The sequence below is a fragment of the Knoellia pratensis genome (assembly GCF_042666395.1).
Taxonomy (GTDB): Bacteria; Actinomycetota; Actinomycetes; order Actinomycetales; family Dermatophilaceae; genus Knoellia; species Knoellia pratensis.
In genome coordinates this window covers 938,418-962,489 of the sequence record NZ_JBHTDJ010000003.1, presented here as the reverse complement: position 1 = coordinate 962,489, position 24,072 = coordinate 938,418, and the positions used below count along the sequence as shown (strand labels likewise).

At 68.3% G+C, this 24,072-nt stretch carries 24 protein-coding genes, 2 tRNA genes and 1 pseudogene; 13 read left to right on the top strand and 14 right to left on the bottom strand.

The window, feature by feature from the left end:
• Window positions 1-53: 53 nt before the first annotated feature.
• Both ACFQRE_RS14500 and ACFQRE_RS14495 read left to right on the top strand, forming a co-directional pair.
• Window positions 54-410 (top strand): ArsR/SmtB family transcription factor, encoded by a 357-nt coding sequence (locus tag ACFQRE_RS14500; protein WP_380123530.1) that lies wholly within the window; start codon window positions 54-56, stop codon window positions 408-410.
• On the top strand, window positions 407-946 hold the full coding sequence (locus ACFQRE_RS14495; RefSeq protein WP_380123527.1) for an SRPBCC domain-containing protein: 540 nt from the start codon (window positions 407-409) through the stop codon (window positions 944-946). The genes ACFQRE_RS14500 and ACFQRE_RS14495 overlap by 4 nt, the downstream gene beginning before the upstream one ends.
• Window positions 947-1,077: 131 nt before the next feature.
• Here the strand turns inward: ACFQRE_RS14495 and ACFQRE_RS14490 are convergent, their stop codons facing one another.
• A complete protein-coding gene (locus ACFQRE_RS14490) occupies window positions 1,078-2,232 on the bottom strand; it encodes an acyl-CoA dehydrogenase family protein (protein WP_380123525.1) in 1,155 nt (384 codons plus the stop codon).
• 71 nt (window positions 2,233-2,303) lie between these two features.
• On the opposite strand from ACFQRE_RS14490, the gene ACFQRE_RS14485 reads away from it, so the two are divergent.
• Both ACFQRE_RS14485 and ACFQRE_RS14480 read left to right on the top strand, forming a co-directional pair.
• Complete coding sequence (locus tag ACFQRE_RS14485; protein WP_380123523.1) at window positions 2,304-2,945, top strand: TetR/AcrR family transcriptional regulator; 642 nt, start codon at window positions 2,304-2,306, stop codon at window positions 2,943-2,945.
• An 11-nt stretch (window positions 2,946-2,956) separates the two neighbouring features.
• On the top strand, window positions 2,957-3,694 hold the full coding sequence (locus ACFQRE_RS14480) for a class I SAM-dependent methyltransferase (protein WP_380123520.1): 738 nt from the start codon (window positions 2,957-2,959) through the stop codon (window positions 3,692-3,694).
• Between the two features lie 15 nt (window positions 3,695-3,709).
• Here ACFQRE_RS14480 and ACFQRE_RS14475 read toward each other — a convergent pair whose 3' ends face one another.
• On the bottom strand, window positions 3,710-4,621 hold the full coding sequence (locus tag ACFQRE_RS14475; RefSeq protein WP_380123518.1) for an LLM class F420-dependent oxidoreductase: 912 nt from the start codon (window positions 4,619-4,621) through the stop codon (window positions 3,710-3,712).
• A gap of 61 nt (window positions 4,622-4,682) precedes the next feature.
• Here ACFQRE_RS14475 and thpR point away from each other — a divergent pair, with 61 nt between their 5' ends.
• Complete coding sequence (gene thpR, locus ACFQRE_RS14470; protein WP_380124286.1) at window positions 4,683-5,234, top strand: RNA 2',3'-cyclic phosphodiesterase; 552 nt, start codon at window positions 4,683-4,685, stop codon at window positions 5,232-5,234.
• A gap of 693 nt (window positions 5,235-5,927) precedes the next feature.
• Window positions 5,928-6,602: a hypothetical protein gene (locus tag ACFQRE_RS14465; RefSeq protein ID WP_380123516.1), complete on the top strand. Its 675-nt coding sequence runs from the start codon at window positions 5,928-5,930 to the stop codon at window positions 6,600-6,602.
• Window positions 6,603-6,948: 346 nt separating this feature from the next.
• On the opposite strand, the gene ettA is transcribed toward ACFQRE_RS14465, so the two are convergent.
• The 4 genes from ettA to ACFQRE_RS14445 all read right to left on the bottom strand — a co-directional run bounded on the left by ettA (window position 6,949) and on the right by ACFQRE_RS14445 (window position 12,735).
• On the bottom strand, window positions 6,949-8,631 hold the full coding sequence (ettA, locus tag ACFQRE_RS14460; protein WP_380123514.1) for an energy-dependent translational throttle protein EttA: 1,683 nt from the start codon (window positions 8,629-8,631) through the stop codon (window positions 6,949-6,951).
• 46 nt (window positions 8,632-8,677) lie between these two features.
• The gene (locus ACFQRE_RS14455; RefSeq protein ID WP_380123511.1) at window positions 8,678-9,196 is read right to left on the bottom strand and encodes a single-stranded DNA-binding protein; all 519 of its coding nucleotides are present in this window, start codon (window positions 9,194-9,196) and stop codon (window positions 8,678-8,680) included.
• 159 nt (window positions 9,197-9,355) lie between these two features.
• A complete protein-coding gene (locus ACFQRE_RS14450; protein ID WP_380123509.1) occupies window positions 9,356-11,023 on the bottom strand; it encodes a YfjP family GTPase in 1,668 nt (555 codons plus the stop codon).
• The gene (locus tag ACFQRE_RS14445) at window positions 11,020-12,735 is read right to left on the bottom strand and encodes a dynamin family protein (protein ID WP_380123507.1); all 1,716 of its coding nucleotides are present in this window, start codon (window positions 12,733-12,735) and stop codon (window positions 11,020-11,022) included. The genes ACFQRE_RS14450 and ACFQRE_RS14445 overlap by 4 nt, the downstream gene beginning before the upstream one ends.
• Window positions 12,736-12,861: 126 nt before the next feature.
• Between ACFQRE_RS14445 and ACFQRE_RS14440 the strand changes: the two genes are divergently transcribed.
• Window positions 12,862-12,937, top strand: a tRNA-Arg gene (locus ACFQRE_RS14440).
• Between the two features lie 337 nt (window positions 12,938-13,274).
• On the opposite strand, the gene ACFQRE_RS14435 is transcribed toward ACFQRE_RS14440, so the two are convergent.
• From ACFQRE_RS14435 to ACFQRE_RS14410, 6 genes are all read right to left on the bottom strand, one after another.
• Window positions 13,275-13,859 carry a DUF3618 domain-containing protein gene (locus ACFQRE_RS14435; RefSeq protein ID WP_380123505.1) on the bottom strand — a complete coding sequence of 195 codons (585 nt, stop codon included), beginning with the start codon at window positions 13,857-13,859 and terminating at the stop codon, window positions 13,275-13,277.
• Entirely contained in the window at window positions 13,856-14,275 is a 420-nt protein-coding gene (locus ACFQRE_RS14430; protein WP_380123502.1) for a phage holin family protein, read from the bottom strand. Before ACFQRE_RS14430 ends, ACFQRE_RS14435 begins: the two co-directional genes overlap by 4 nt.
• The gene (locus ACFQRE_RS14425; RefSeq protein ID WP_380123500.1) at window positions 14,272-15,144 is read right to left on the bottom strand and encodes a hypothetical protein; all 873 of its coding nucleotides are present in this window, start codon (window positions 15,142-15,144) and stop codon (window positions 14,272-14,274) included. The genes ACFQRE_RS14430 and ACFQRE_RS14425 overlap by 4 nt, the downstream gene beginning before the upstream one ends.
• Window positions 15,145-15,429: 285 nt before the next feature.
• A complete protein-coding gene (locus ACFQRE_RS14420) occupies window positions 15,430-16,497 on the bottom strand; it encodes a glycosyltransferase (protein WP_380123498.1) in 1,068 nt (355 codons plus the stop codon).
• Complete coding sequence (locus ACFQRE_RS14415; RefSeq protein ID WP_380123496.1) at window positions 16,485-17,573, bottom strand: glycosyltransferase; 1,089 nt, start codon at window positions 17,571-17,573, stop codon at window positions 16,485-16,487. The genes ACFQRE_RS14420 and ACFQRE_RS14415 overlap by 13 nt, the downstream gene beginning before the upstream one ends.
• A gap of 180 nt (window positions 17,574-17,753) precedes the next feature.
• Window positions 17,754-18,461: a GAF and ANTAR domain-containing protein gene (locus ACFQRE_RS14410; protein WP_380123494.1), complete on the bottom strand. Its 708-nt coding sequence runs from the start codon at window positions 18,459-18,461 to the stop codon at window positions 17,754-17,756.
• Between the two features lie 116 nt (window positions 18,462-18,577).
• Here ACFQRE_RS14410 and ACFQRE_RS14405 point away from each other — a divergent pair.
• From ACFQRE_RS14405 to ACFQRE_RS14395, 3 genes and pseudogenes are all read left to right on the top strand, one after another.
• Window positions 18,578-18,937 (top strand): annotated as a pseudogene (locus ACFQRE_RS14405) (sigma factor); the annotation flags it as partial.
• A 52-nt stretch (window positions 18,938-18,989) separates the two neighbouring features.
• Window positions 18,990-19,406 carry a sigma-70 family RNA polymerase sigma factor gene (locus ACFQRE_RS14400; RefSeq protein ID WP_380123492.1) on the top strand — a complete coding sequence of 139 codons (417 nt, stop codon included), beginning with the start codon at window positions 18,990-18,992 and terminating at the stop codon, window positions 19,404-19,406.
• 57 nt (window positions 19,407-19,463) lie between these two features.
• On the top strand, window positions 19,464-20,141 hold the full coding sequence (locus ACFQRE_RS14395) for a 4'-phosphopantetheinyl transferase family protein (RefSeq protein WP_380123490.1): 678 nt from the start codon (window positions 19,464-19,466) through the stop codon (window positions 20,139-20,141).
• On the opposite strand, the gene ACFQRE_RS14390 is transcribed toward ACFQRE_RS14395, so the two are convergent.
• Window positions 20,129-21,361, bottom strand: a complete 1,233-nt coding sequence (locus ACFQRE_RS14390; RefSeq protein WP_380123488.1) for a M20 metallopeptidase family protein — start codon at window positions 21,359-21,361, stop codon at window positions 20,129-20,131. The genes ACFQRE_RS14395 and ACFQRE_RS14390 overlap by 13 nt on opposite strands.
• Window positions 21,361-22,542 carry a PrsW family intramembrane metalloprotease gene (locus tag ACFQRE_RS14385; RefSeq protein ID WP_380123486.1) on the bottom strand — a complete coding sequence of 394 codons (1,182 nt, stop codon included), beginning with the start codon at window positions 22,540-22,542 and terminating at the stop codon, window positions 21,361-21,363. The genes ACFQRE_RS14390 and ACFQRE_RS14385 overlap by 1 nt, the downstream gene beginning before the upstream one ends.
• A 37-nt stretch (window positions 22,543-22,579) precedes the next feature.
• On the opposite strand from ACFQRE_RS14385, the gene orn reads away from it, so the two are divergent.
• The 3 genes from orn to ACFQRE_RS14370 all read left to right on the top strand — a co-directional run bounded on the left by orn (window position 22,580) and on the right by ACFQRE_RS14370 (window position 24,071).
• Complete coding sequence (gene orn / locus ACFQRE_RS14380; protein ID WP_380123484.1) at window positions 22,580-23,266, top strand: oligoribonuclease; 687 nt, start codon at window positions 22,580-22,582, stop codon at window positions 23,264-23,266.
• A gap of 47 nt (window positions 23,267-23,313) precedes the next feature.
• Window positions 23,314-23,386 (top strand) — tRNA-His (locus ACFQRE_RS14375).
• A 67-nt stretch (window positions 23,387-23,453) separates the two neighbouring features.
• On the top strand, window positions 23,454-24,071 hold the full coding sequence (locus ACFQRE_RS14370; protein ID WP_380123482.1) for a copper resistance CopC family protein: 618 nt from the start codon (window positions 23,454-23,456) through the stop codon (window positions 24,069-24,071).
• The last annotated feature ends 1 nt before the right edge of the window (window position 24,072 follow it).

Genomic DNA, 24,072 nt, shown 5'->3' with positions numbered 1-24,072 from the left:
CAACTTCGCCGAGACACTTGCCTAAGTGGTTAATTATCCGTTAGGTTAACAATGTGACCGACGCACTCAGCACCACGTTCGCCGCCCTGGCCGACCCGACGAGACGGGCCATCCTGGCTCGCCTCTCCTCGGGTGACGCCACGGTCGGTGAGCTCGCTGAACCGTTTGCCATGTCCTTGCCGGCGATCTCGAAGCACCTCACGGTCCTCGAGCGAGCCGGTCTCATCACGAAGAGCCGAGATGGGCAGCGGCGCCACTGCCGCATCTCGGTCGCCCCCCTCAAGGACGCGACATCGTGGCTCGAGCTCTACCGCCAGCACTGGGAGCAGCAGTTCGACAACCTCGGCGACTACCTCGCGTCCATCCACCAGCCCTCCGACGAGGGCGACACCGACAGGAGAAGGCCATGAGCACAGAGTCCCTTCCGCAACCAACCGCAGCACAGCTCACGGGCGCCCACGAGCGCGCCACCATCACCACCGAGGGATCGGAGATGGTCATCACCCGGACCTTCCCCGGCACCGCAGAACTCGTCTTCGAGGCGATGACCAACCCCGAGCACATCCGCAAGTGGTGGGGCGCCGGCCACGGCACCGTGACCACCTGTGAGGTCGACCTCCGCGTCGGCGGCGCCTGGCACTTCGCCATGGGCGCTGCCTCCTCGGGCGACGAGGTGTCCTTCTCGGGCCACTACAAGGAGATCGACCGACCGGGTCGCCTGGTGCACACCGAGCGCTTCGACAACATCGACAGCCCCTACTCGGTCATCGACACGACCTACGTCGAAAACACGGGGACGATGACGACAACTTTGACGGCCACCATCACCTACGACTCCCCCGAGACCGTCCAGGCCGTCATCGACTCCGGCATGGAGCACGGCCTCCAGAGCTCCTACGACGCCATCGACGACATCCTGGCGGAACTCACCGCCGCCCAAGCCTGACCCGACGCCACCCGCCCACCCCTTGCGTCTGCGGATCTGGCGGTTCTAACCGCCAACGACGCAGACGCAAGAAGAGCCGGCATGCCGCACACACGGCATACCGGCTCTTCTCGGCTTTTCGACCCGTGGGTCTACAACCCCAGGTCGCGGCCGATGAGTTCCTTCATGATCTCGTTCGTGCCGGCCCAGATCTTGTTGATCCGAGCGTCCCGCCAGGCGCGGGCGACGCGGTACTCGTTCATGTAGCCGTAGCCACCGTGCAGCTGGACGCACTCGTCGAGAACCTTGCTCTGGGTCTCGGCGGCCCACCACTTGGCCTTGGCCGCGTCCACGGCGGTGAGCTTGCCCTCGGCGTGCGCTGCCACGCAGTCGTCGATGTAGGCCTGGGCGACCTCGATCATCGTCACGAGCTCGGCGATCTTGAACTTGTTGTGCTGGAAGGAGCCGATCGGCTGACCGAAGGCCTTGCGCTCCTTGGTGTACTCGATCGTCTCCTCGAGGATCTGGCCCGCGTGCGCCACACAACCGATGGCGTTGCCGAGCCGCTCCTGAGGGAGCTTCTGCATCATCGTGATGAAGCCCATGCCCTCCGGGCCCAGGAGGCGGTCGGCGGGCAGGCGGACGTTCTCGAAGAACAGCTCGGACGTGTCCGACTCAGGCTGGCCCACCTTGTCGAGCGGCTTGCCCTTGGAGAAGCCCTCGTCGGTGGCCTCGAGGACGAAGAGCGAGATGCCCTTGGCGCCCTTGGTGGGGTCGGTGCGGGCCGCGACGACGGCGAGGTCGCACTGGTAGCCGTTCGTGATGAAGGTCTTGGAGCCGTTGAGGATCCAGTCGCCGCTGCCGTCGTCAGCCTTGACGGCCGTGGACTTCAGGGCGGCGAGGTCCGAGCCACCCGAGGGCTCGGTCATGCCGATGGACATGATCGTCTCGCCGGTGGCGACCTGCGGAAGCCAGCGAGCCTTCTGCTCCTGCGTGCCCATCGCGACGAGGTAGGGCGCGGTGATGTCCGCGTGGATGCCGAAGCAGGACGAGACGGCGACGTTGAACTTCGCCAGCTCCTCGGCCAGGACGGCGTTGAAGCGGTAGTCGTCGATTCCGGCTCCGCCGAACTCCTCGGGGATGGTCAGGCCGAAGAAGCCCTGCTTTCCGGCTTCGATCCAGATGTCACGCGCGATGGTGTGGTCGCGAATCATCTCCTCGGCTCGGGGCTTGAGGGTCCGCTCGACGAACTCACGAGCGGAGCTCCGGAAGGCCTCGTGGTCGTCGTCGTAGATGTTGCGGGGCATGACACTCCTCGAAAGAAATACAGTTGACTAAGCGCTTGCTTAGTCAACCGGGCCTCAGGCATGCTGTCAACATGTCGGCCACCACAGGAGCTCCGCTGTCGGAACAGAGCATCCTCGCAACCCTCGAGGACTCGGGCGACACGGCAGGTGCCACGGTCCTGCGCTTGATGATGGCCGCCGCTGACGCGTTCTCGCAGAAGGGTTTCCACGCGACGACGACCCGAGACATCGCCTCTCGGGCTGGCCTCTCCCCCGCAGGCGTCTACGTCCACTTCTCGTCCAAGGAGGACCTGCTCTTCCAGCTGAGCCGCCGGGGCCACCAGACGGCTCGCGACCAGCTCGTGGCCGCAGCCGAGGTTGCCGCATCCCCCAGCGACGCCCTGCGTTCGATCATCGCGGGCTTCTCGACGTGGCACGCGGAGCACCACCAGCTGGGGCGGATCGTGCAGTACGAGTTCCGCCACCTCACCCCCGAGCACCGCGACACGGTCCTCACCCTGCGCAAGGAGATCGACGAGGTCGTCCGCGGAGTGCTCCGCGACGGCGTGGCCCAGGGCAACTTCGAGGTTGAGGACGTCTCGGCGACCGCACTGGCCCTGCTCTCCCTGGCCGTGGACGTCGCGCGCTGGTACTCCCCAGAGATCCGTCGCACCCCCGAAGACATCGGCCGCACCAACGGGGACCTTGCTGTCCGGCTCGTCACCCGCCGATAGGCTCTCCCACCATGACCGACGCCGGAGGACACGGGGGCTCCCCGTCGATCGAACAACCCGACTACTGGTGGTACCTCGCGCGCACGGAGTTGCTCCATGCCGCGCTGAGTGAATTCGCCGACGGTCGCACGACGGTGCTCGACATCGGCAGCGCCGACGGCCCCAGCGCCAGCTGGCTCCACGACGGCACCCGACACCTCGCCTCGCTCGACATCGACCCGCGCGGGCTGGGCTCCAACGGCGTGTGTGGCTCGGCCCTGGCGCTCCCCTTCGCGGATGCGAGCTTCGACATGGTGTCGGCGTTCGACGTCATCGAGCACTGCGACCCCGAGGCCGAGGCCCTGGCCGAGGTCAACCGGGTGCTCCAGCCGGGCGGCGCCTTCCTCATGGCCGTTCCGGCCTACCAGTGGGCCTGGACCGACTTCGACGTGGCGAACGGGCACTTCCGCCGCTACACCAAACGTCGCGCCGTCTGCGCCGTCGAGGCCGCAGGGTTCCGGGTCGAACGCGCGACCTACGCCTTCACGTCCGTCTTCCCCGGGTTCCTCGCGGAGCGTGTGGCCCGCAAACTGCGCGATCGCAAGCACACCCGGCCAGCCGACGTCGTCGACGTCCCTCAAGTCCCACGAGCGCTCCACCACGCCCTCATGGGACTCACGAAGATCGACCACGCCGTGCTCCAGCGGGCCAACCTGCCCTTCGGCAGCTCGGTCTTCCTCGCCGGGACGAAGGTCAGCGACCCGCGCTGACCGTCAGTCGGTTCGTCACCACTTCCCTGCCGTCACCGGCTCGAGCTGTCGCACGAGCTCACCGACGAGTTCGTATGCCGTGTCGTCCGTGTCGTTCGACATCGACACGATGACGTGGTCTAGTCCGACCTCGGCGAGGGTGCCGTAGTAGTCCACTGCCTCGTCGACGGACTTGACCTGCTCACCACGCGGTGAGGTGCCACCAGCAGACCCCAGAGTCAGTCGCGACAGGGCAGTCACCTCGATCTCTCGCGGGTCGCGTCCCACGTCGTCACAGTGGCCGCGCAGGATCGCGAGCCGGGCCGCCATCGCCTCGGGACCGGCGTCGAAGAGGTTGCAGGCATCGGCGTACTTCGCGACGAGGCGCAGCGTCTTCTTCGGCCCACTGCCACCGATGAGGATCGGGGTGCGACGCAACGGTGCGGGCACGTTGAGGGGACGTTCGAGGGAATAGTGCTGGCCGGCATACGCCGTCTCGTCACCGTCAAACATCTGCCGCGCGATCTGCAACGTCTCCTCGAGCCGCTCAAACCGCTCTGAGACACCGGGATACGGCACTCCGAGGCCACGGTGCTCCTCCTCGTTCCACGCCGCGCCGATGCCGAGCCAGGCGCGACCACCGGAGAGGACGTCGAGCGTCGTGACGGTCTTGGCGAGCAGTCCGGGATGGCGGTAGGTCACCCCGGTCACGAGCGTGCCGAGCTCGATCCGCTCGGTGGCGGCAGCGGCATACGCAAGGGCCGTGTAGCCCTCGAGCATCTCGAGCTCAGGCGGTCCGATCATGTCGATCTGGAAGAAGTGGTCCATGACCCAGAGAGAGGCCATGCCGGCGCCCTCTGCGTTCTGGGCGATTCGCCTGAAGGTGGGGCCGATGGACGCCGGGGCGTTCGGCCAGGAGAAGTAGGAGACCTGCAGTCCACACCGCATGAGGTGATCCTGCGCCGAATGTCGTTGCCGTCGCAACACGTCGCACAATGGCTCGGTGCGAATGTTTGCCGCCGTCGTCCCGCCACCGAGCGCCCACGCCGATCTCGAGTCCTTTGTCGAGGCGCGGCGCGAGGTGCAGTCCGAGCTGCGCTGGACGCCTCCCCACCTGTGGCACGTGACGCTCGCGTTCATGGCCGAGGTGCCCGAGCACTTGGTCGACGCCACCATCGAGGCGATCGCCGATGTCTCCGGGGGACGGTCACCCATCCCGTTGCAGCTCCACGGCGCTGGCGTCTTCCCCTCGCCGGACCAGGCACGGGTCGTGTGGATGGACGTCCTCTCAGGCGCGGACGAGGGCCTCGCCGAGCTCGAGGCACTGGCCCTGGGCGTGCGCCGAGCCGTCGGGCGCGTGGGTGCCTCACCGGCGGCTGGCGACTATCGGCCTCACCTCACGCTGGCGCGGTCACGCCGCCCGTTCGAGGCGACGCACTGGCTACGCGTGATGGACGCGTATGCCGGCCCGTCATGGATTGCGGACCAGGTGACGGTCTTCGTGTCCCACAGGGGTGAAGGAAGGGGCAGACCGCACTACGAACCGATAGCGTTCCGATGACCCCGAACTCGTCAACGCACGCCGCGACATGCGGGCCGAACGTCTCGCAGACCACATCAAGGACAGCCCGAGCGTGACCGCGTGGCCGACCGAACTTCAGTGCAACGACGGGCCGACAAGTTCGGGGCACCGCGGTTCGGCGGCCGCGAGTGAGGCGGGCGATGGCGGTCTATGAGTTCCCTCCCGAGGGCGTGCATGTTCTCGTGCGCGGCAACGTCCCGTGTGGGGTGCGGCATGAGCGCGCGCGTGTGGCGCTAGTCCTCACGACCGGGGGTCGTCCCCCACCCCCGAGGCTGGCGACCCCCACAGGGTTAGGTGGAACTCCTCCCCTTGCTTATTCCACGCGACGCCGCACCCCGGGCTCTGTGCGCCAGCCGATTACAGGACTATGATGCAAAGTCCCCCCGCGAGAGGAGCCCCTCCATGTCGCGTGCCACCTGTCGCAGTATCCGGTTGGCCTTCGCTGGGTGCGTAAGCGTGATGATGGCGGCCGTCGCGGTCCCGTCCGCGGCCTACGCGGCGTCACCCGGCACGAACGGTCGGATAGCGTTCGAGATGCGCGGTGTCATCTACTCGATTCAGCCGAGCGGAGCGGGTCTTCAGACGTTGACCGCCGGTCCGGACGACCATGCACCTCGCTGGTCCCCGGATGGACAGACGATTGTGTTCGAACGCGCTGGGGACCTTTGGCTGATGCAGGCCACCGGATCCCGAGCCCGGCGGTTCACCAACGGCCCGGGGGACGACATCTCGCCCGGCTGGTCGGCGGACGGCACCAAGATCGTCTTCGTTCGTTCCGACGACGGGAGCGTCGCCCGCCGGTCGATGTTCGTCAAACCGGTCGCCGGAGGCATGCCAACCCGCCTCACCAGCGCCGACGACGGATGCGCCGACGCCCCGACGTGGGCCGCAGACAACCGCTACGTCGTCTTCGCCGACGACTGCCAGCTGGGATCGCGGTCCGTCCGCAAGGTGAATCTCCAGAGCGGCGCGATCTCCGATGTCGTGGGCGCCGGCGGCCTGGCCGGACCCGGAGGGCAGTGGCACTTCGACGGCAGCGCGCCGGACGTCACGCCGGACGGCAAGAACGTCGTGTTCACCGTGGCCAGCCCCACTGACATCTGCGGCGTCGGCATCACCGATCTGTCCGGCGGCGGCTTCCGTCAGATCGCTCAGGGCGGCGACTGCGGCGTCTTCCTCGCAGACGATCCAGCGGTGTCACCTGACGGGAGAAAGCTCGCCTACACCGCGGGCAACGAGAACCCACAGCTCGACGTCGCGCTGATGAGCAAGAACGACCAGTGCTGCAACGTCATCTTCGCCGGTGCCGACTTCCCATTCAACCCCGATTGGCAACCCAAGACCTGACGTCTCGATGGTGAGGGTTTGGCGGACCTGGCACCCCTCCAGGTTGATCACGCAGTGCCCACGCGACAAGAGATCCAGGAGATGACTGACGATCTTGGCTGAATGCCCGTGGAGCGGCTGTCCGAGACGCCGCCTACCCCCTGCATAGCGCGCCGGGGCGGCCCTACTGAGTAGGTCTACACGGCCACACGGAGTCGCCGGCCGCCTTCGGGGCCACCGCCAGTAGGAGGTCTTCACGGCCAGATGCCCATCCTGCTAGGAACGCGCCCGTGGTGTCGGCATCCGGTGTGAATCCGGCGAGGCCGTCGAACTTGAACCCGTAGCGGTCTGCCCCTCCGAGCGACGATCAGTCGCGGGTGAGCTTGCGGTAGGTGACGCGGTGCGGTCGGGCCGCGTCCTCGCCCAGGCGCTCGATCTTGTTGGCCTCATAGGCCTCGAAGTTGCCCTCGAACCAGTACCAGTTGCCCGGGTTCTCCTCCGTGCCCTCGTAGGCGAGGATGTGCGACGCCACGCGGTCGAGGAACCACCGGTCGTGGCTGATGACCACGGCGCAGCCCGGGAACTCGAGCAGGGCGTTCTCGAGTGAACCGAGGGTCTCGACGTCGAGGTCGTTGGTCGGCTCGTCGAGGAGCAGCAGGTTGCCACCCTCCTTGAGGGTCAGCGCGAGGTTGAGGCGGTTGCGCTCCCCACCGGAGAGGACCCCGGCCTTCTTCTGCTGATCGGGACCCTTGAAGCCGAACTGCGAGACATAGGCGCGCGAGGGGATCTCGACGTGGCCGACCTGGATGTAGTCGTGTCCACCGGACACGGTCTCCCAGAGGTTCTTGTTGGGGTCGAGGCCGCCGCGGCTCTGGTCGACGTAGGAGATCTTGACCGTCTCACCGACGTCGACGAGCCCGCCATCGGCCGACTCGAGGCCGACGATCGTCTTGAAGAGCGTGGTCTTGCCGACACCGTTGGCGCCGATGACACCGACGATTCCGTTGCGCGGCAACGAGAATGTCAGTCCGTCGATGAGGACGCGGTCGCCGAAGCCCTTCTTGAGGTCCTTGACCTCGATGACCTTGCTGCCCAGGCGCGGGCCCGGCGGGATCTGGATCTCATCGAAGTCCAGCTTGCGGGTGCGGTCTGCCTCGGCCGCCATCTCCTCGTAGCGGGCGAGACGGGCCTTGGACTTCGTCTGGCGTGCCTTGGCGTTGGAGCGCACCCACTCGAGCTCGTCGGCGAGCCGCTTGGAGAGCTTCTGGTCCTTCTTGCCCTGGACCTGCAGACGAGCCTGCTTCTTCTCGAGGTAGGTCGAGTAGTTGCCCTCGTAGGGGTAGGCGCGACCACGGTCGAGCTCAAGGATCCACTCCGCGACGTTGTCCATGAAGTAGCGATCGTGGGTCACGGCGACGACGGCGCCGTGGTAGGCGGCGAGGTGCTGCTCGAGCCAGAGGACCGACTCGGCGTCGAGGTGGTTGGTGGGCTCGTCGAGGAGCAGGAGGTCCGGCTTCTGCAGGAGCAACTTGCACAGGGCGACACGGCGGCGCTCACCACCGGAGAGGACGGTGACGTCGGCGTCCGGGGGCGGGCAGCGCAGGGCATCCATCGCCTGCTCCAGCTGGGAGTCGAGGTCCCACGCGTCGGCGGCGTCGATGTCTTCCTGGAGCTTGCCCATCTCGACCATGAGGGCGTCGAAGTCGGCGTCGGGCTCGCCCATCTCCTCGGAGATGGCGTTGTAGCGGTCGAGCTTGGCCTTGATCTCGCCTGCGCCCTCCTCCACGTTGCCGAGGACGGTCTTCTCCTCGTTGAGCTCGGGCTCCTGCATGAGGATCCCGACGCTGTAGCCCGGGGTCAGTCGCGCCTCACCGTTGGAGGGCTGGTCGAGGCCGGCCATGATCTTGAGGACGGACGACTTGCCGGCACCGTTGGGACCGACGACACCGATCTTGGCGCCGGGCAGGAACGACAGCGTGACGTCATCGAGGATGACCTTCTCGGCGTGCGCCTTGCGGGCGCGCGACATGACATAAATGAACTCGGGCATGGGGCAAGGCTATCGACTGCCTGCCCCATCCCCGAATCCGTTGCACTCAGGCCGCCGGCTGCTCGACCAATGGGCCGCTCGAGGCCACGTCCGGACGCTCGGCCAGCAGGTAGTCGTCGTGCTCCGGGTCCCCGTAGCTCCCCGACTCCTCCTGCGCCCCGAACGCGTCATCCATGCGGTCGCCTGACCCGTAGGACGGTTTGGCGACCTTCTCGTAGACCGCCTGACCCCAGCTCAGGTCGTGCCCGGCGACGTTGGCGTCGATGTTGACCGACGTGCCATAGGACTTGTCCTCACGCTGGAACTCGCGCACCCGCAGGCGCCCGTGCACGACGACCGGCTCACCCTTGCCGAAGGACTTCACGACGTTGGCACCGAGGTTGCGGAAGGCATAGACGGTGTAGAAAGCCGTGTCGCCATCCTCGAAGGCACCCGGCTGACCGGAGACCGGTCGACGTGGGGTCGAGGCGACCCGGAACTTCGCGTACGGCTGACCGCTACGCCCCACGCAGACCTCGGGGTCGGCGACGAGGCGTCCGTGGACGGTCACGATGGTGTCCTGCATGGCTGCTCCTCTGCTGATCAGGCACCGCTCGTGCGATGCGCTGCGACCAGCCTCAGGAGGTTCGGACACGGGGACAACGGCGATCCAGCAATCTGTGGACAGCACGACGCCGACCGCTCCCCTGTGGACAGCGGCTCGTGCTCAGATCGTCAGATCCGCTCAGACCTTGGCTGCGGCTTCGAGGTGCTGCCGCGTCTCGCGGTGCCGCTCGAGGATGGCCGTCACGGGCGCGAGGATGCGCTCGTCGGCCACGACCGAGATGGAGTCGCGCAGCCGGCCGTTGATGACCGCTCCCCGACGTCGGGCTCCGATGCCGGCGAGGAACCGTGACACCAGCGCCAGGAGCAGACCCGCCACAACTCCGCCGAAGAGCAAGACGAAGGGCCACGGCAGCGGCCCCCACATCGGCGTCTCGATGCTCGGGAACTGGAGCCAGCCGAGCACCCAGAGGACGACGAACCACAGCGCCCCGGACAGCACCGCGAGGGCGAGCAGGATCTGGATGACGCCGACGACGCGCCACCACACCGGGGTGCGCGAGCGCAGCGAGGTGTGGATCACGGCCTGGTCGAGGGCGTCCGCCATCGAGTGGCCCGAGGGTGAAGCCGCATCGTCGACCGCATCGCCCCACGGTGTCGGCAGCGCCGAGCCGGCCTTGTCGGCGAGGCGTCGGGTGGCGAGGTCGACTGCTGCCCGTGCTGCAGGAGTTGGCGGCGGCAGGGACGAGCGACCGAGCACGGAGCGGACATCGGCCTGGGTCACGCTGATGTCGCCGCGACCGGCGTCGAGACGCAGGCGGCGCAACGGCTTGGGCCGGAGCTTCTGCACCCAACGTGTCATCGGCCACCCGGTGTGCGTGACGGCTTGCATCGAGTAGTCACGCTCGACGGCGCGCACGACCGTGGGGACACCCGCGGCGCGAGCGAGCGCGTCGACGAGCTCATTCTCACCCTTGGCCTTGATGGTGGGCTCGGTGTCGGCGACGGCCGGTCGCAGGGCGGCAGCTGACTGACGCACGTCTGCGGCGAGGCGGGCTCGGGCGGCGTTGGAGCCGGACACCGCGTTGCTGAGTCGCTGGCCGAGGACGTCCATGCCGCGACCGGTGCGAGCGGAGGTCGGGATGACCGTGGCCTTGGGGATGCCGTCGCGGGCCATGAGCCGGGTGAGGTCGGCGACGCACTCCTTGATCTCTGAGTCACTGAGGCGGTCGACCTGGTTGAGGACGACGATGGTGACGGCGTCGTGCGTTGCGAGCGCCGAGACATAGTCATCGTGGAGTCGGGCGTCGGCATACTTCTGCGGGTCCGTGACCCAGACGAAGACGTCGACGAGCTCGAGGACGCGCTCGGCCTCGACCCGGTTCGACGTCTCACGGCTGTCGAAGTCGGGCAGGTCGAGCAGCACGAGACCATCGAGCGAGCCGACCGCGCCGGCGCCGCCCTTGTCGCTCTCGACGTGGTGGCGAGTCGCGACTCCGAGCCAGTCGAGCAGGGGCCCGGCAGGCTCATCGCCCCACACACCCGCGGTGGGCTTGGAGGTCGTGGGCCGGCGCGCACCCACGGTGGCAACGTCCGTGCCGACGAGCTGGTTGAAGAGTGAGGACTTGCCGCTACCGGTGGCACCAGCAAGCGCGACGACGGTGTGGCCACCAACGAGGGCGGTCCGCTCCCCCACCTTGGTCACGACGGCAGTCGCCTTGGAGACAGGTGCCGGCGGGAGCTCGGAACCGCCGGTGTCGATGGCGGCCTCGAGGGAGGACGAGGCAGCGGTGAGGGACTCGGCAGACACACCCTTGATCGTGGCGCTGCCCATACGCAGTGGGCTCATGCGGAGACCTCGCGCACGCGCTTCGCAGCGGCGTGGAGTGCGGCCGACTGCTGCGCCGTGTCACCCACGGAGGCGACGACAGCGGCATACCTCTCGCGCTCCGTGTCATAGAGCTCGGTGACGTGCGTCAGCAGCCCGGCACGCGCCTTGGCCGCCATCTCACGCACGGCCTGATCTCCGAAGATGGCTTCGAGGACGCGCTGGGCCAAGACGGACGTGCCACCGGCAATGCCGAACTCGGCCCCGGTGAGGCCACCGGTTGCCGCGAACGACACGAGCATGAGGAAGAGTCCAATGCCATTGACCCCGTATGCCGCGATGCGGGCGTTCGTGCGTCGGTTGCCGCCTTCGCTGCGGACGATGTCGAAGACCTCGCCCTGCCACTGGCGCACCATGGCCTCGACGCGCGGGTTGAAGTCTGCCGAGGGCTTCGCCAGCTGGGGGTGATCGGCGAGCAGTGCGCCACCACCGGGCAGGCGGCGCCACTCGCGGGCGGTGTCGGCGGAGGCGGCGGAGGCGTGGGCGACGAGGAGGTTGGCGACACCCGACTGGAGCGCCTCGCCGAGGTCCTCGGTGGGAGCGGGCTGACCCTTGAGGGCCGCCGTGACCTTGTCGCGCCATTTGGACAGGGTCGACTCGATCTGACGGAAGAACTCGCCGGTGCCGACGAACTCCTGCCAACGGGCCAGGACCTCGCCGCGCAACAGCGTTCCGTCGGTCATGCCGTCCTTGACGCCATCGGTTGCGTGCTCGTAGTTGCTGTTCGCCGCAGCGATGAGCCCGTCTGCTGCAGCTGACTGCTCATCGGAGGCCTCGGCCAGTGAGGCGGTGCGGCCATCCAGCGAACCCATGGCGCCCTTGAGGGTCTGGCTGACGACGACGGAGCGGGCGCGGGCGTCTCCGGCGAGGGCGTCGAGCCAGGCCTTGAGGCGACCCATCGCCTCGGCGGGCAGGAACCCCTCGGTGGTGAGCGCCGACTCGGGAACGGTGAAGATCGGAGCCGTCGGAAGCCCCTGCTCGCGCAGCATCCCGGCGAGGTGGGGGCGGATCTCATCGACTGCTTCGGGTGCAATGCGGTCAAGGACGATGGCGACGGCGGTACCGCGCTCGGCGGCGGTGCGCAGCAGGTCCCACGGCACGGCGTCGGCGTAGCGGGCCGCCGTAGTGACGAACAGCCACAGGTCAGCTGCGGACAACAGCTGGCCCGCGAGCTCACGGTTGGCAGCGACGACGGAGTCGATGTCAGGTGCGTCGAGCAGGGCCATGCCGGATGGCAGCGTCGCTGACGGGACGAGGCGCACGGTCCCTGGCGTGGACTCCTCACCGGGACCACCAGTGACCCGGGCCAGGCTGGGGAGGATGCGCTGGTCCGAGAACCACTTGCGGTCCTCGGGGTGGTGCACGAGCACGGGGCTCGTCGTCGTGGGGCGGAGCACGCCGGAGCGGCTGACCTGGGCTCCGACGATCGAGTTCACGAGCGTGGACTTGCCTGCGCCGGTCGATCCGCCGACGACCGCGAGCAGCGGAGCGTCGATGGAGCGGAGTCGCGGCAGGACGTAGTCGTCGAGCTGTTGGATGAGCTCGCGGCGCACGGCGATGCCCTGTGTCTGGCCCGGTGTGCTCAGCGGAAGCACGGAGGACTCGACGGCGTCGCGCAGTCCGGTCACGGCCTCGACAAGGACACTCGCCTCGGTCGTTTCGGATGTGGTCACGTGCTCAGCCTAACGAAATGGCGAGATGCCGCGCGCCGACGTGCCGACGCCCCCACCTGCGTTGTTGTCCTTTGTTGGTCCTCGACGGTCATGCGCAGCCGGGACATTAGACTTCCTTCTCGATCAGCCCTCGTGGCGCAACGGATAGCGCAGCGGCCTTCTAATCCGCAGGTTGCAGGTTCGAGTCCTGCCGGGGGCACCAACTGTGCCGAGCTTGCGAGGCACAGCTGAGCCCACGGCAGAAGCAACAGGCGCTCGAACGGAGTGAGAGCGCCGACGGGGGCACCAACTGTGCCGAGCTTGCGAGGCACAGCTGAGCCCACGGCAGAAGCAACAGGCGCTCGAACGGAGTGAGAGCGCCGACGGGGGCACCAACTGTGCCGAGCTTGCGAGGCACAGCTGAGCCCCCGGCAGAAGCAACAGGCGCCTCGAAAGAAGTGAGAGCCGCCGACGGGGCACAAACCGTCGACGTGCAAGCAACAACCCTCGGACGCGGCGAGTGGCGAGAGCACCAGCTCCCGCCACTCGCCGCCCTGTCCTCAGTGCTCCTGCGAGGAGCGCACGTTGTCAGCCGAGCTCTGCGCCTGCGAGGCGACATCCCCGGCCGTGCTACGACCTTCCTGGGTGACGTTGTCCTTGGCGTCGACCGCCGTCTCCTTGACGCTCTGGGCTGCCTGCGTAGCCGGTTCCTTGAGCTCCTGGGCGGTGTCCTGGGCGACGCTCTTGACCTCGTCCACCAGCGGCTGCGCCTTGTCCTTGAGGGTGACAGCCGCCTGCTTCTCCTTCTCGGAGGCGGGCAGCATCGAGCCGACCAGCCAGCCCGCGCCCAGCGCGACCAAGCCGGCAGCGAGCGGGTTGCCCTGGGTCTTGCGCCGGGTCTTCTCCGCTGCGGCGCCGGGCACCTGCCCCACGCTGGAGGCCGCGTCGGATCCGCTGCTGCGGAAGTCGTCGGCCGTGCCCATCACGCGGTCCTTGGCGGACGTGGCGACGCCAGCCACCTTGTCGACCTGACGACGCGCGACGTTCGACGGCCTCACCGTCTCGGAAAGGGCGTTCACGTCACTGCTGAGCCGACCGCGGGTGTCCTCGATCTCGCGACGGATCTCGTCCGGGTTGTTCGTCATCGCTTGTCCTCATTCCCTTTGAGCGCGTCCGGAATCTTCTGCGCCGTGTGTGTCGTCTGTGGAATTCCCTTGACCTGTTTGAGCGCGCGTCGCCCAATCGATGCCAGCACCGCTGCGACGACCGCCCAGACGACCGCCACCACGAGAGCCGACCAGCCGCGTCCGATCTCGTTTCCGAGTCCCCACCAGCAGGCGGTCGAGAGGAAGAGCAACGCGAGGTGGGCCGCAACGCCAGCTCCACCGAGCATTCCGGCGCCCTTGCCCGCCTTGGTCGCCGAATCACGCATCTCGGCCTTGGCCAACTCGGTCTCCTGACGGATCAGGGTCGACAGGTCGCGGCTGATGTCGGCGAACAGCTCGCCCACGTTGCTCAGTGACCGTGCCTGCGGGTCCTCGAACCGGGGGTCCTGGCTCATCGGGGGTACTCGCCTGCGCCGGTCCCGGTCGCCGTCCCTGCCCCGCCAGCGGGCATGGTGCCGCCCTGGGCGCCTCCCACCTCGGTGTCGGTCACGGAGTAGGGACCAGCGGATGTGGAGGTGCCGACTGCAGAAGCGGTGGAGGCGGGTGGGGAGGAGGCAGGCGTGCCGGTGTGCACCGGGACGGGCGCGCCGGTCGCGCCACCCGTCTGGTCCGGTGAGTCAGCCTGTTCCTGGTGGTCCGCGACGAGGCCGCGACTGATGCGTCCGCCGACGAGACCGATGACGGCCGCTGCGGCAAGGAACGTGCCGGGACGTTGCCGCGCGAACTGCTTCACCTCGGAGACGAGGGACCCGGGGTCCCGCTGGTCGAGCCAGCCGGCCACGTCACCCATCCGCTGCGAGGCCTGCTGAGCCAGGTCACTGGCCACGCCCTGCTCGCTCGAGCCCTGCGCCATGCTCGACAGCTCCTGGCTCAGGGAGCGCAGACCGTCGGCGACCCGCGTCTGCTGCTGAGCGCTCTGGTCCATGAGCTGGCTACGAGTCTGCTGCCAGAGCTCCTTGGCCTGCTTGGTGCCCTCCTGACCGACGTTCTTCGCCTCTTCCATGCCGACCTCGGCGACGTGGCGCGCACCTTCCTTGGCCTGAGCGCCGGTGGCACGTGCCTCCTCCTTGGCGACGTCCTTGCTGTCGCCGGTGCCCGAGGTCGCGGGACCACTCGACGAGGCGGTCGGGTCGCTGGCGCTGCGGCCCGCGCCGCCCTGCGCGCTGCCTGCGGCACTGTCTCCGCTGTCGCCGGTGAAGTCGACCGCACCCAGTTCACGGGTCGTGTCGTGCTGCGTTCCAGTGGATCCGGATGTTTCGCTCATGTCCATTCCTGTTCCGTCGACGAGTGCTGGACGGACGGTCTCGAGGACCGCCTTGTCTGTGTTCTACCCACCTCGGTCCGGGTCAAACGTGGTGAGCGAGAACCTCAAGCGCTGCGCGGGCCGGGCTCTTCGTGGCCCCCGGGGTGGCTACGCGACCGTCTGGTGCCCGCCGCCCGTCCCGCGCTGTTGGAGACGGACGACGTGCCCTTTGTGCCTACCCCCGCTGGCGGCGGCAAAACACGACGGCCACCATCCGAGGAGGGTGAGGGAAGGTCGCACTTCCTGTCAGGCGGCCCGACCCAGCCGTGTCGCCAGCTCTGTGTAGCGCGCGAGGTAGCCGTCGGTCATGACATCGAGTGAGCAGCTCGCCACCGCGTGCTCCCGGCATCGCCGGCGATCCATGGCGCACACCCGCTCGACCTCGGCCACGGCGGCAGCGACGTCACCAGCGGCGACGAGCGCACCGCAGTCGTCGGCCACGAACTCCGGCAGCCCTCCCCTGCGGAACCCAAGGACCGGGGTGCCACAGGCCAGGGACTCCGCAGCCACCAGACCGTAGGGCTCGTCCCACTCGGGGGTGACGACCAGGGCTGCGCTCGATCCGACCAGGTCCCGCAGTGCCGGAGCGTCCAGGTGTCCGAGGTACTCCGCCCGTGGCCCGAGCAGAGGTTGCACGCACGAAGCGAAATACTTGGTGTCCCCCACCGGCCCGGCCAGTCGGATCCGGCGCCCGCTCTTGGCGGCGATACGGATCGCCAGATGTGGCGCCTTCTCCGGAACCACCCGACCGACCCAGACCAGGTCGTCCCCGCCAGGTCCTGCCGTCCAGGTGGAGGAGTCGACACCGTTGTGCACGACGTCCGCGCTCGTCACGTGTCGCCACTGCCGAGCCGTGTGTCCGCTGACCGCGACGAACGTGCTCCGGGTCTGGTCCATCAATGCGATGGTCGGCTCCAGCCAGGGCGTGGGCGGTGTGTGCAGGGTCGTGAGCATCGGCGCAGCACAGGCCTGTCCGAGGGCCAGCGGCAGGAAGTGGAGGCTGTTGTTGTGGATGACGTCGACGTCCCGTCGGTCCTTCAGCTCGAGCATCACCTGAAGGTAGGCGTGGTGCTCACGCAGCCATGGCTCGGGCGGCATGGAGACATCGCTCCGAGCCAGGTCGCTGAGCTCCAGCGGCGCCACGTCCAGCTCGCGGGCGTCCAGCTCCGGGTCGCTTCCGGGCCCGGCGAACAAGGTGACGTCGACCCCGCGACGCCGTAGTCCCTTGACGAGGGCCCAGCTGAGCGACTCGAGGCCGCCGGCGAACGGCTGGGCCAGCGGGTGACGGGCCGCAGCGAGGATCACGACGTGCATCGCAGCCTCCGTGTCCGGAGCTCGGAGTAGAGCACCTCATGGGATCGGGCGAGACCCTCGCGCTCGGCTTGCCTCTCGGGGCCGGTCGCGCGTGGCGCACTCTCACCGGACAGCCACCGATCGTGAGCGGTGCGGACGGCTTCGACGAGGGACGTGAGCCGGTCCGGTCCGGTGGCGGAGTACGACAGGCAGGGACGCTGTTCCGCGTAGAACCCGCAGTCCGGTGCGACGACCCACGTCCCGAGGTCGTGGCAGGCCTCGAGCCAACCGGAGTGGGTCCCGAACTGATACGGCAGGACCGACACGTCGAGGCCGTGCAGGTACTGCCAGAGCTCGTCGTCGGAGAAGTAGTCGTGCACCCGCAGCTCGATCAAACCCTGCTGGTCAAGAGAGATGACGCTGTCCGAGAACAGGGCGTCGTGACGGAGAAAGCCCGGGGTCATGACCTCGGTGTGCGCGTCCACGCGCAGCCGGGCGCCCGGCATACCGGGAAGTGCTGCCACGAGCGAGTCGATGAGCGGAGAGGGGTCCATGTTGGCGCGCAGGCTCTTGGCGTGGACTCCCACCACGAACTCATCGCGCTCGGGACGGACCTGGTCCAGCCACTCGTCGGGCACGACCTGGGGGTGGGGCAGCACGGTGGCCTCGCGTCCCCATCGTGCCCGGACCTCCGCAGCGGCTCCCGGAGTGAGGGTGATGAGCGCGTCGGCGGCGTGGACGAGGACACCGAGTTGCGCATCGTGCAACCGCGGCGCCTCGTGGTGTGGGTTGCGCAGGTCGTGGACGGTGACGACCAGCGGCCTGTCGTGCTCCCGCAGGGCGGCCACCACGTCCTGCAGGTCCTCGGGTGAGAGGGCGTCGAACCCGAAATGGACGTGCATGACGTCGAACTCGGCAGCGTGCTCGGAGATCCAGGCCCGGCTGAGCATGCGTGGGGGCCACCACGTGGAACCTGCGGACCGACCGGACGGCGGGTCGACCAAGCGAACCACCGGGTCCGCGCCGGGGGACGAGGGAGACGCCAGATGTCTGACGTAGACGTGGCCAGAGGGGATGGACGCGACGAGGATGCTCAAGGCTGACCTCCGTGACGAGGCGCACTGTGGTGGTGGCGCCACGGTTGGACGAGACGGCGCCTTGTTTGACCGCCTCGGACTCTGGCGCCAACGTAGCGCACTGCCGCGCACCTGACGATCCCCCAGACGAGCCAGGAGCAGTGGGGAACGTCCCGGTCAGGGCGGCTGAGTCACGTCGAGTCAGGCCAAGTTGTCGCGGTGGCTGGAGGTGATCCTGTCTGCGAGAACGGCGAGCTTGACGTTGGTGCGGCTCGAGGCGCTGCGAAGGATCTGGAAGGCCTCGTCGTCGCTGACCTTGTGAGCGGCCATGAGCAGTCCCATCGCCTTGCCGATCTCACGGTTGCTCTCCAGACCCCGGCGGAGATTCTCGGCATCGAGCTGGCGCTCCGCCGCCGCCAGAGCGACAGAGGTGAACGCGGCAAGAACCACCCCGACGTCGACCGACTCGTTCGTCAGCGCGCCGGGGGTGTCGGAGAAGACGTTCAACGCCGCCCGGCCGCTCAGGCCGTCGAGCAGCTGATAGCCCACCATCCCTCTCACCGCGGTGCGGCTCAGCGTCAGCTCGGCCAGGCGGGGCCATTTGCTGTTGCCGCGGATGTCCGGGTCGTGCTGGACCGAGTCCTCGACGATGCTGTCCAGGCACGGTCCCTCGTGCGCGGCGGACTCGAGCTGGTCCATCTGCCTGGCGACGTCGTCCGTGGCGGCTCGGGTCACCAGCTGTTGGTTCCCATGGAGTGTGGAGATGCACGCGTGATCGGCGCCGGGCATGATCTCGACCGCAGCACGACAGATCGCACCGAGCACGTCGTCCGGACCATTGCCGGCGTAGACCAGCTGCGCCAAGGACGCGAACGCTGCTGTGGTCTCGCGGGAGCTCGGTGTCGCCATGGGGCCAGTATCACGCCTCTCGGCCCCGCCCGGGGCCGAGTGGGGGTTGCGGCCGATGCAGAACGGTGGCTGGTTGGACGCGCAAAGCCACACGTGGTCCAACAGCGGTGCCACCGATGTCCACGAGAGACGGGAGCACCATGGGTGCGCCACAGGTGTTGACGGTTCCGCCGGTCACTCCGCCAGCGCGACACGGAGAGCAGCACGCTCGCGCCGAGCTGCTGTTGACCAAAGCGCTTGGGTGCAGTGATCCGGCCATGAGCGAGTCCCTGCGCCACGAGGCCGTCCTCCTCACGCTCGACCTCCCGGAGCTCGTGGCACGTCGCTACTCCGGGCGGGGAGTCGACCACGACGACCTGGTCCAGGTGGGACGCATGGCCCTTGTCAAGGCAGCGCAGCGCTACCGCACGGCACTCGGCACGGGGTTCGTCGCCCACGCCATGCCCACCATCTCGGGAGAGGTGAAGCGGCACTTCCGCGACTGCGCCTGGGCAGTTCGCCCGCCGACGCCTGCAGGAAATCCAGGCGATGCTCGCCGAGACCGAGGAAAGGCTGACACAGAGCCTGCACCGTGCGCCGTCGACCGACGAGATGGCAGACGCGCTCGACCTGGATCGCGCCGAGGTCGAGCTTGCGCGCCAGTGCGGGTCTGCCTACCGGGCCCTGTCGCTGGACCACTCGGACGAGGGCGGCGTCTCACCGGCCGTCCTGGCCACCGGGAGCCTTGACCTCGAGCGGCTACTTCGGCTCAGGTCGGTGACCAAAGTCCTCGAGGAGCTGAGTGAGCGCGAGCTGCTCATCGTCCACCTCCGCTTCGTCGACGACCTGCCCCAGACGCAGATCGGTGCCGTGCTCGGCGTGAGCCAGATGCAGGTGTCTCGCCTCCTCTCCGGCATCCTGACGCAGCTCCGGGAGCGCCTCAAGGACACGTCGTTCGCGGCCTGAGACTGGAAGGCGCAGCGATCCCACCGGGCCCCCGTGGCGAGGTGCGATGATCGGGCCATGTCCGTCGTGATCCGCGCCACGCAGGTGATCGACGACCCGCGACTCCTCGACCTGCTCGACGCGGGTGAGCGCGAGCGCGCCGACCGCCGCTCCGACCCACACCCCTTCATCACCGCCCACGCGTTGCTGCGTCGTCTCGTCGCTGACGAGACGGGCGTGGATCCTCGGGCCATCGTCTTCGAGAAGCGCTGCGCGACGTGCGGGACCGACCGGCACGGCAAGCCCCATGTCGTCGGCATGCGCGACGTCCACGTGTCGGTGTCCTACGGCGAACGCATGGCTGTGGCAGCCGTGACCACCATGGGCGAGGTCGGTGTCGACGTCGAAGACCTCGCGTCCGCAGACTTCGACGGCTTCGGCTCGGTGACCCTCCACCCCACCGAATGCGCCCAGCTCGCTGACCTGGGGGGCAGAGAACTTCTCGGCGCCCGCGCCCAGCTCTGGTCCCGCAAGGAAGCCATCCTCAAGGCCACCGGTCACGGCCTCGTCGTCGACCCCAGCCAGGTCGTGGTGTCCGCACATGACGCCCCGGCCGAGCTCGTCGAGTGGAAGGCCGCACAGCACCTGCCCGGGCCGATGCGGGTGAGCGACCTCGACGTCGGTCACAGCGATCACCGGGCAGCCGTGGCGGTCCTCACCAGCAGCCCTCTGGCAGTCCGGACTCAGCGCGGCTGAGTGCCAGCGGCGGTGCGTCGCAGGGCCAGCTCGGCGAGCAGCGCCGCCATGTCGGGAATGACCGAGTCGTCGTATGCCGCCCGCGGAGAATGGTTGTCGTCGGCCGTCGTGTGGTCGTCGCTCACGCAGGCTCCGATGTTGAGGTAGGCACCGGGCACCTCCTCGAGGACGAAGGACATGTCCTCTGCACCTGCCTCGGGCGTGATCATGTCGGCCCAACGGTCCGGGCCGAAGAGGTCCACGACCGTGGCCTGCGCGAAGCGGAACTCCTCCGGGTCGTTGACCGTGACCGGATACCCACCACCGATGTCGACGGTCACGGAGAGGCGGTGCGCGGCAGCCACGTGTTCGGCAACGTTGCGGATCTCCTCGTGCGCCTTCGCGCGATGCTCGGGCGAGAACGTCCGCAGGGTTGCCTCAATCACGGCGGTGTCGGGGATGACGTTGTTGACGGTCCCCGAGCTGATCCGTCCGACCGTCACGACCACCGGGTCAAAGACGTCGAAGCGTCGCGTCACCATCGTCTGCAACGCCAGCACGATCTCGCAGGCGACAGGCACGGGGTCAAGCGCGTGCTGCGGTTGAGAACCGTGACCACCCTTGCCCTGCACCGTGATCACGACTTCGTCGGCCGCCGCCATCTGCGGCCCGGGCCGACCGAACCACACGCCGCGCGGATGCTCCGCGGCATACACATGAATGGCGTATGCCGCGTCGACTCGTCGGCCGGCTGCGTCCAGAAGACCTTCGCGCAGCATCGGTTCGGCCCCTCCGGGGCCTTCTTCTCCCGGCTGGAACATGAAGACGACGTCCCCGGCGAGCTCGTCGCGGAGCTCATGGAGGATGCGGGCCGCGCCGACGAGTCCGGCGACGTGCAGGTCGTGCCCGCAGGCGTGCATCAGCCCGTCACGCTCGGACTCGAACTCGACGCCCGTGGCCTCGGTGACGGGCAGGCCGTCCATGTCGCCACGGAGCAACACCACGGGGCGCTCCGCCCCGTCGCCCGCTCCACCACGACCACGCAACACGGCCACGACGCTGCTCAGGCTCTGACCCAGCGTGATTTCGAGGTCAAGCCCGTCGAGTGCGTCGACAACCGCCTGCTGGGTGCGGGGGAGGTCGTTGCCCAGCTCCGGGTTCCGGTGCAGGTCGTGGCGCAGCGCAATGAGGTCCGGCGCGAGAGTCTGCGAGAGCTCGAGGACTGCGGGGCGCTGCCCCATCACATGACCTGCCCGGCGAACTCGCGCCGACGGCTGACCAGGTCGGCGAGGAGATCGCGCTCGTCCTGCAGGGCTTGGGCGTCCGCAGCCGAGTGGTACATGCGTCGACGCAGGAGCGCCAGCTCACTCGCCGTGTCCTGGAAGTCCTCCATCGATCGCAGGGCGGGGCGGCCACCGTTGGCGCGGGCCCACTGCCGGGCCTCGCGACGGCGCGGCATCGACGCGAGCATCGAGACCTCCGCGGGCGAGAGCCACCCGGCGTCGGAGTAGGTGTGGAGGAACTGACCGATGAGGCGCCCCTCGCGGCGACGGACCCAGACGACGAAGCCGAGGAAGGCCAGGAAGAGCGGGAGCTCGACGACGAGGTAGACGGCAATGAGGCCCTCACCACCGCTGACGGCAGCAAGGTTCCAGATGGCGTGGGCGATGACGGCGATGGCGAAACCAGCGAGCGGCGCGAGCCAGCGCACCCAGCCCTTGCGTGACGTCGCCGCGACCCCGATGCCGATTCCGGTGCAGATCGTGAACATGGGATGCGCGAACGGCGAGAGCAGGCAGCGTCCGATGAACGTGGCCGTGAGCCCGTCCTGGCCGTGCTCGGCCCAGGCGAGCGCGAGGTACTGAATGTTCTCGGTGAAGGCGAAACCGGCAGCCGTGACACCGGCATACACCATGCCGTCCGTGACCCCGTCGAACTCTCGCCGCGCAAAGCGCCAGACCAGGAGGATGAGCAGGCCCTTCGCGGCCTCCTCGACGAAGGGAGCGACGAAAACTGCTGTGAGAGCGAGGGACTCGTCATCGGGGATCGATCCCCACAGGACGAGCTGGCCGGCGGTGTTGAGGGTCATCGCGATGAGGACGGCGATGAGGGCTCCCCAGAGGAACGCCATGACGAGGTAGCGCGTGGGCTCGGCCTCGAAGCGGTCGAGCCACATGAAGGTCGGGACGACGATGCCGAGCGGGATCGTCGCGGCGACGAGACCGAGCAGCGTGGCGCTCACTCCGGCGGCGGCGCCGATGGCGACCGCGACAGCCAGGGCGGCGAGTCCGAAGCCGAGGATCGCGATCCCGAGGAGAACCCACCGACGCAGCAGCGACCGGCCGCGGTGCGCGCCCGCGCGCTGGCCTCCCGGCTGTGGTGGCTCGGGTGATTGGACGGCGACGGCCTGCTCCCCACTCATGCAGGCGACCCTAGTGCAGCGCAATAGGGTGGAGGCCATGTCCACTTCGCCCGACCGAGCCCTCACCGACCGCATCGTCTGGATCGACTGCGAGATGACAGGGCTCTCACTCGAGAGCGACGCCCTTGTCGAGGTGGCCGCTCTCGTGACCGACTTCGAGCTCAACATCCTTGGCGACGGGGTCGACGTCGTCATCAAGCCCACCGACGAGGCGCTCGAGCAGATGGGTGACTTCGTTCGTGAGATGCACACGTCGTCGGGGCTCATCAACGAGTTCGCCGACGGAGTGACGATCGAGGAGGCCCAGCAGCGGGTCCTCGACTACGTGCGCGAGTGGGTCCCCGAGCCCCGCAAGGCTCCTCTGGGGGGCAACACGGTGGCGACCGACCGCGGCTTCCTGGCACGCGACATGCCCGACCTCGAGGAGCACCTGCACTACCGCATCATCGACGTCTCCTCGATCAAGGAACTCTCCCGCCGCTGGTACCCCCGCGCCTATTTCGCAGCGCCCGACAAGAACGGTGGGCACCGCGCGCTCGCCGACATCCGTGAGTCCATCGCGGAGCTGCGCTACTACCGCGCAGCCGTCTTCGTGGACCCTCCCGGCCGACCGACCGACGAGCTGCGGACCATCGCCGCGACGCACGTCGTCGACCACTCGGCACCGGTGTCAGGCGCCCCTTCGGGTCTGGTCAAAACCACTCCTGAGGAACAGGTACGATAGTTCGCGCTGCCACGGCACCACTTGTTTTGTATGCCGTGCAGTCCTTGGTGGGTATAGCTCAGCTGGTAGAGCGCCGCCTTGTGGTGGCGGATGTCGCGGGTTCAAGTCCCGTTACTCACCCCGTTCGAAAGCCCCTGCAATGCAGGGGCTTTCGTCATGTTCAGGGTCGGTGTGCAAGATGGGTGTCATGCGAACGACGACGCGTGGACTGACCCTGCTGCTCCTCACCGGCTTCCTGGCCATGTGCGCAGGGGCGCTGCCGGCGAGCGCGCATTCACGGTTGCTCTCGATCTCGCCGGCCGATGGGGCGGCGCTCCCCGCCTCCCCCACGGAGGTCGTCCTCACGTTCAACGAGCCCATCGACCCGCAGTTCGTCACCGTACGCATCACGGACAGCGAGGGTGGCAACGTCGTCGGGCAGGACGCCACGGCCGAGGGCGCCAAGGTCACCCTTCCGATCAGCGATCCCATAGCGGCAGGGAACTACAGCGTGCTCTATCGCGTCGTGAGTGCGGACTCCCACCCCATCTCGGGCTCGACGAAGTTCACGATCGCAGGCAACCCCCAGGCCCCGCCTGCCACAACGGGAACGGCCTCTGGTGCGGCGACTCCCACCCCTTCCGCCAGCTCGTCGGTCGCCAGCCCTCCTGTGGCTTCGGCTGCCACCGGTGACACCACCGCAGCGCCCGAGGGCGAGGACCCCGGCAGCACGCCCATGTGGGTCTGGTTCATCGTCTTCGCTGCACTGGTCGCAGCCATCGGAGCCACCTTCTACGCCGTCAGGCGCGACGAGTCCCAGCACTGAG

Excerpts from the sequence above, each read along its gene's own strand:
- ACFQRE_RS14495 (WP_380123527.1), top strand. The coding sequence starts at position 407 with ATGAGCACAGAGTCCCTTCCGCAACCAACCGCAGCACAGCTCACGGGC.
- ACFQRE_RS14490 (WP_380123525.1), bottom strand. The coding sequence starts at position 2,232 with ATGCCCCGCAACATCTACGACGACGACCACGAGGCCTTCCGGAGCTCC.
- ACFQRE_RS14485 (WP_380123523.1), top strand. The coding sequence starts at position 2,304 with ATGTCGGCCACCACAGGAGCTCCGCTGTCGGAACAGAGCATCCTCGCA.
- ACFQRE_RS14480 (WP_380123520.1), top strand. The coding sequence starts at position 2,957 with ATGACCGACGCCGGAGGACACGGGGGCTCCCCGTCGATCGAACAACCC.
- ACFQRE_RS14475 (WP_380123518.1), bottom strand. The coding sequence starts at position 4,621 with ATGCGGTGTGGACTGCAGGTCTCCTACTTCTCCTGGCCGAACGCCCCG.
- thpR (WP_380124286.1), top strand. The coding sequence starts at position 4,683 with ATGTTTGCCGCCGTCGTCCCGCCACCGAGCGCCCACGCCGATCTCGAG.
- ACFQRE_RS14465 (WP_380123516.1), top strand. The coding sequence starts at position 5,928 with ATGCAGGCCACCGGATCCCGAGCCCGGCGGTTCACCAACGGCCCGGGG.
- ettA (WP_380123514.1), bottom strand. The coding sequence starts at position 8,631 with ATGCCCGAGTTCATTTATGTCATGTCGCGCGCCCGCAAGGCGCACGCC.
- ACFQRE_RS14455 (WP_380123511.1), bottom strand. The coding sequence starts at position 9,196 with ATGCAGGACACCATCGTGACCGTCCACGGACGCCTCGTCGCCGACCCC.
- ACFQRE_RS14450 (WP_380123509.1), bottom strand. The coding sequence starts at position 11,023 with ATGAGCCCACTGCGTATGGGCAGCGCCACGATCAAGGGTGTGTCTGCC.
- ACFQRE_RS14435 (WP_380123505.1), bottom strand. The coding sequence starts at position 13,859 with ATGACGAACAACCCGGACGAGATCCGTCGCGAGATCGAGGACACCCGC.
- ACFQRE_RS14430 (WP_380123502.1), bottom strand. The coding sequence starts at position 14,275 with ATGAGCCAGGACCCCCGGTTCGAGGACCCGCAGGCACGGTCACTGAGC.
- ACFQRE_RS14425 (WP_380123500.1), bottom strand. The coding sequence starts at position 15,144 with ATGAGCGAAACATCCGGATCCACTGGAACGCAGCACGACACGACCCGT.
- ACFQRE_RS14420 (WP_380123498.1), bottom strand. The coding sequence starts at position 16,497 with ATGCACGTCGTGATCCTCGCTGCGGCCCGTCACCCGCTGGCCCAGCCG.
- ACFQRE_RS14410 (WP_380123494.1), bottom strand. The coding sequence starts at position 18,461 with ATGGCGACACCGAGCTCCCGCGAGACCACAGCAGCGTTCGCGTCCTTG.
- ACFQRE_RS14400 (WP_380123492.1), top strand. The coding sequence starts at position 18,990 with ATGCTCGCCGAGACCGAGGAAAGGCTGACACAGAGCCTGCACCGTGCG.
- ACFQRE_RS14395 (WP_380123490.1), top strand. The coding sequence starts at position 19,464 with ATGTCCGTCGTGATCCGCGCCACGCAGGTGATCGACGACCCGCGACTC.
- ACFQRE_RS14390 (WP_380123488.1), bottom strand. The coding sequence starts at position 21,361 with ATGGGGCAGCGCCCCGCAGTCCTCGAGCTCTCGCAGACTCTCGCGCCG.
- ACFQRE_RS14385 (WP_380123486.1), bottom strand. The coding sequence starts at position 22,542 with ATGAGTGGGGAGCAGGCCGTCGCCGTCCAATCACCCGAGCCACCACAG.
- orn (WP_380123484.1), top strand. The coding sequence starts at position 22,580 with ATGTCCACTTCGCCCGACCGAGCCCTCACCGACCGCATCGTCTGGATC.
- ACFQRE_RS14370 (WP_380123482.1), top strand. The coding sequence starts at position 23,454 with ATGCGAACGACGACGCGTGGACTGACCCTGCTGCTCCTCACCGGCTTC.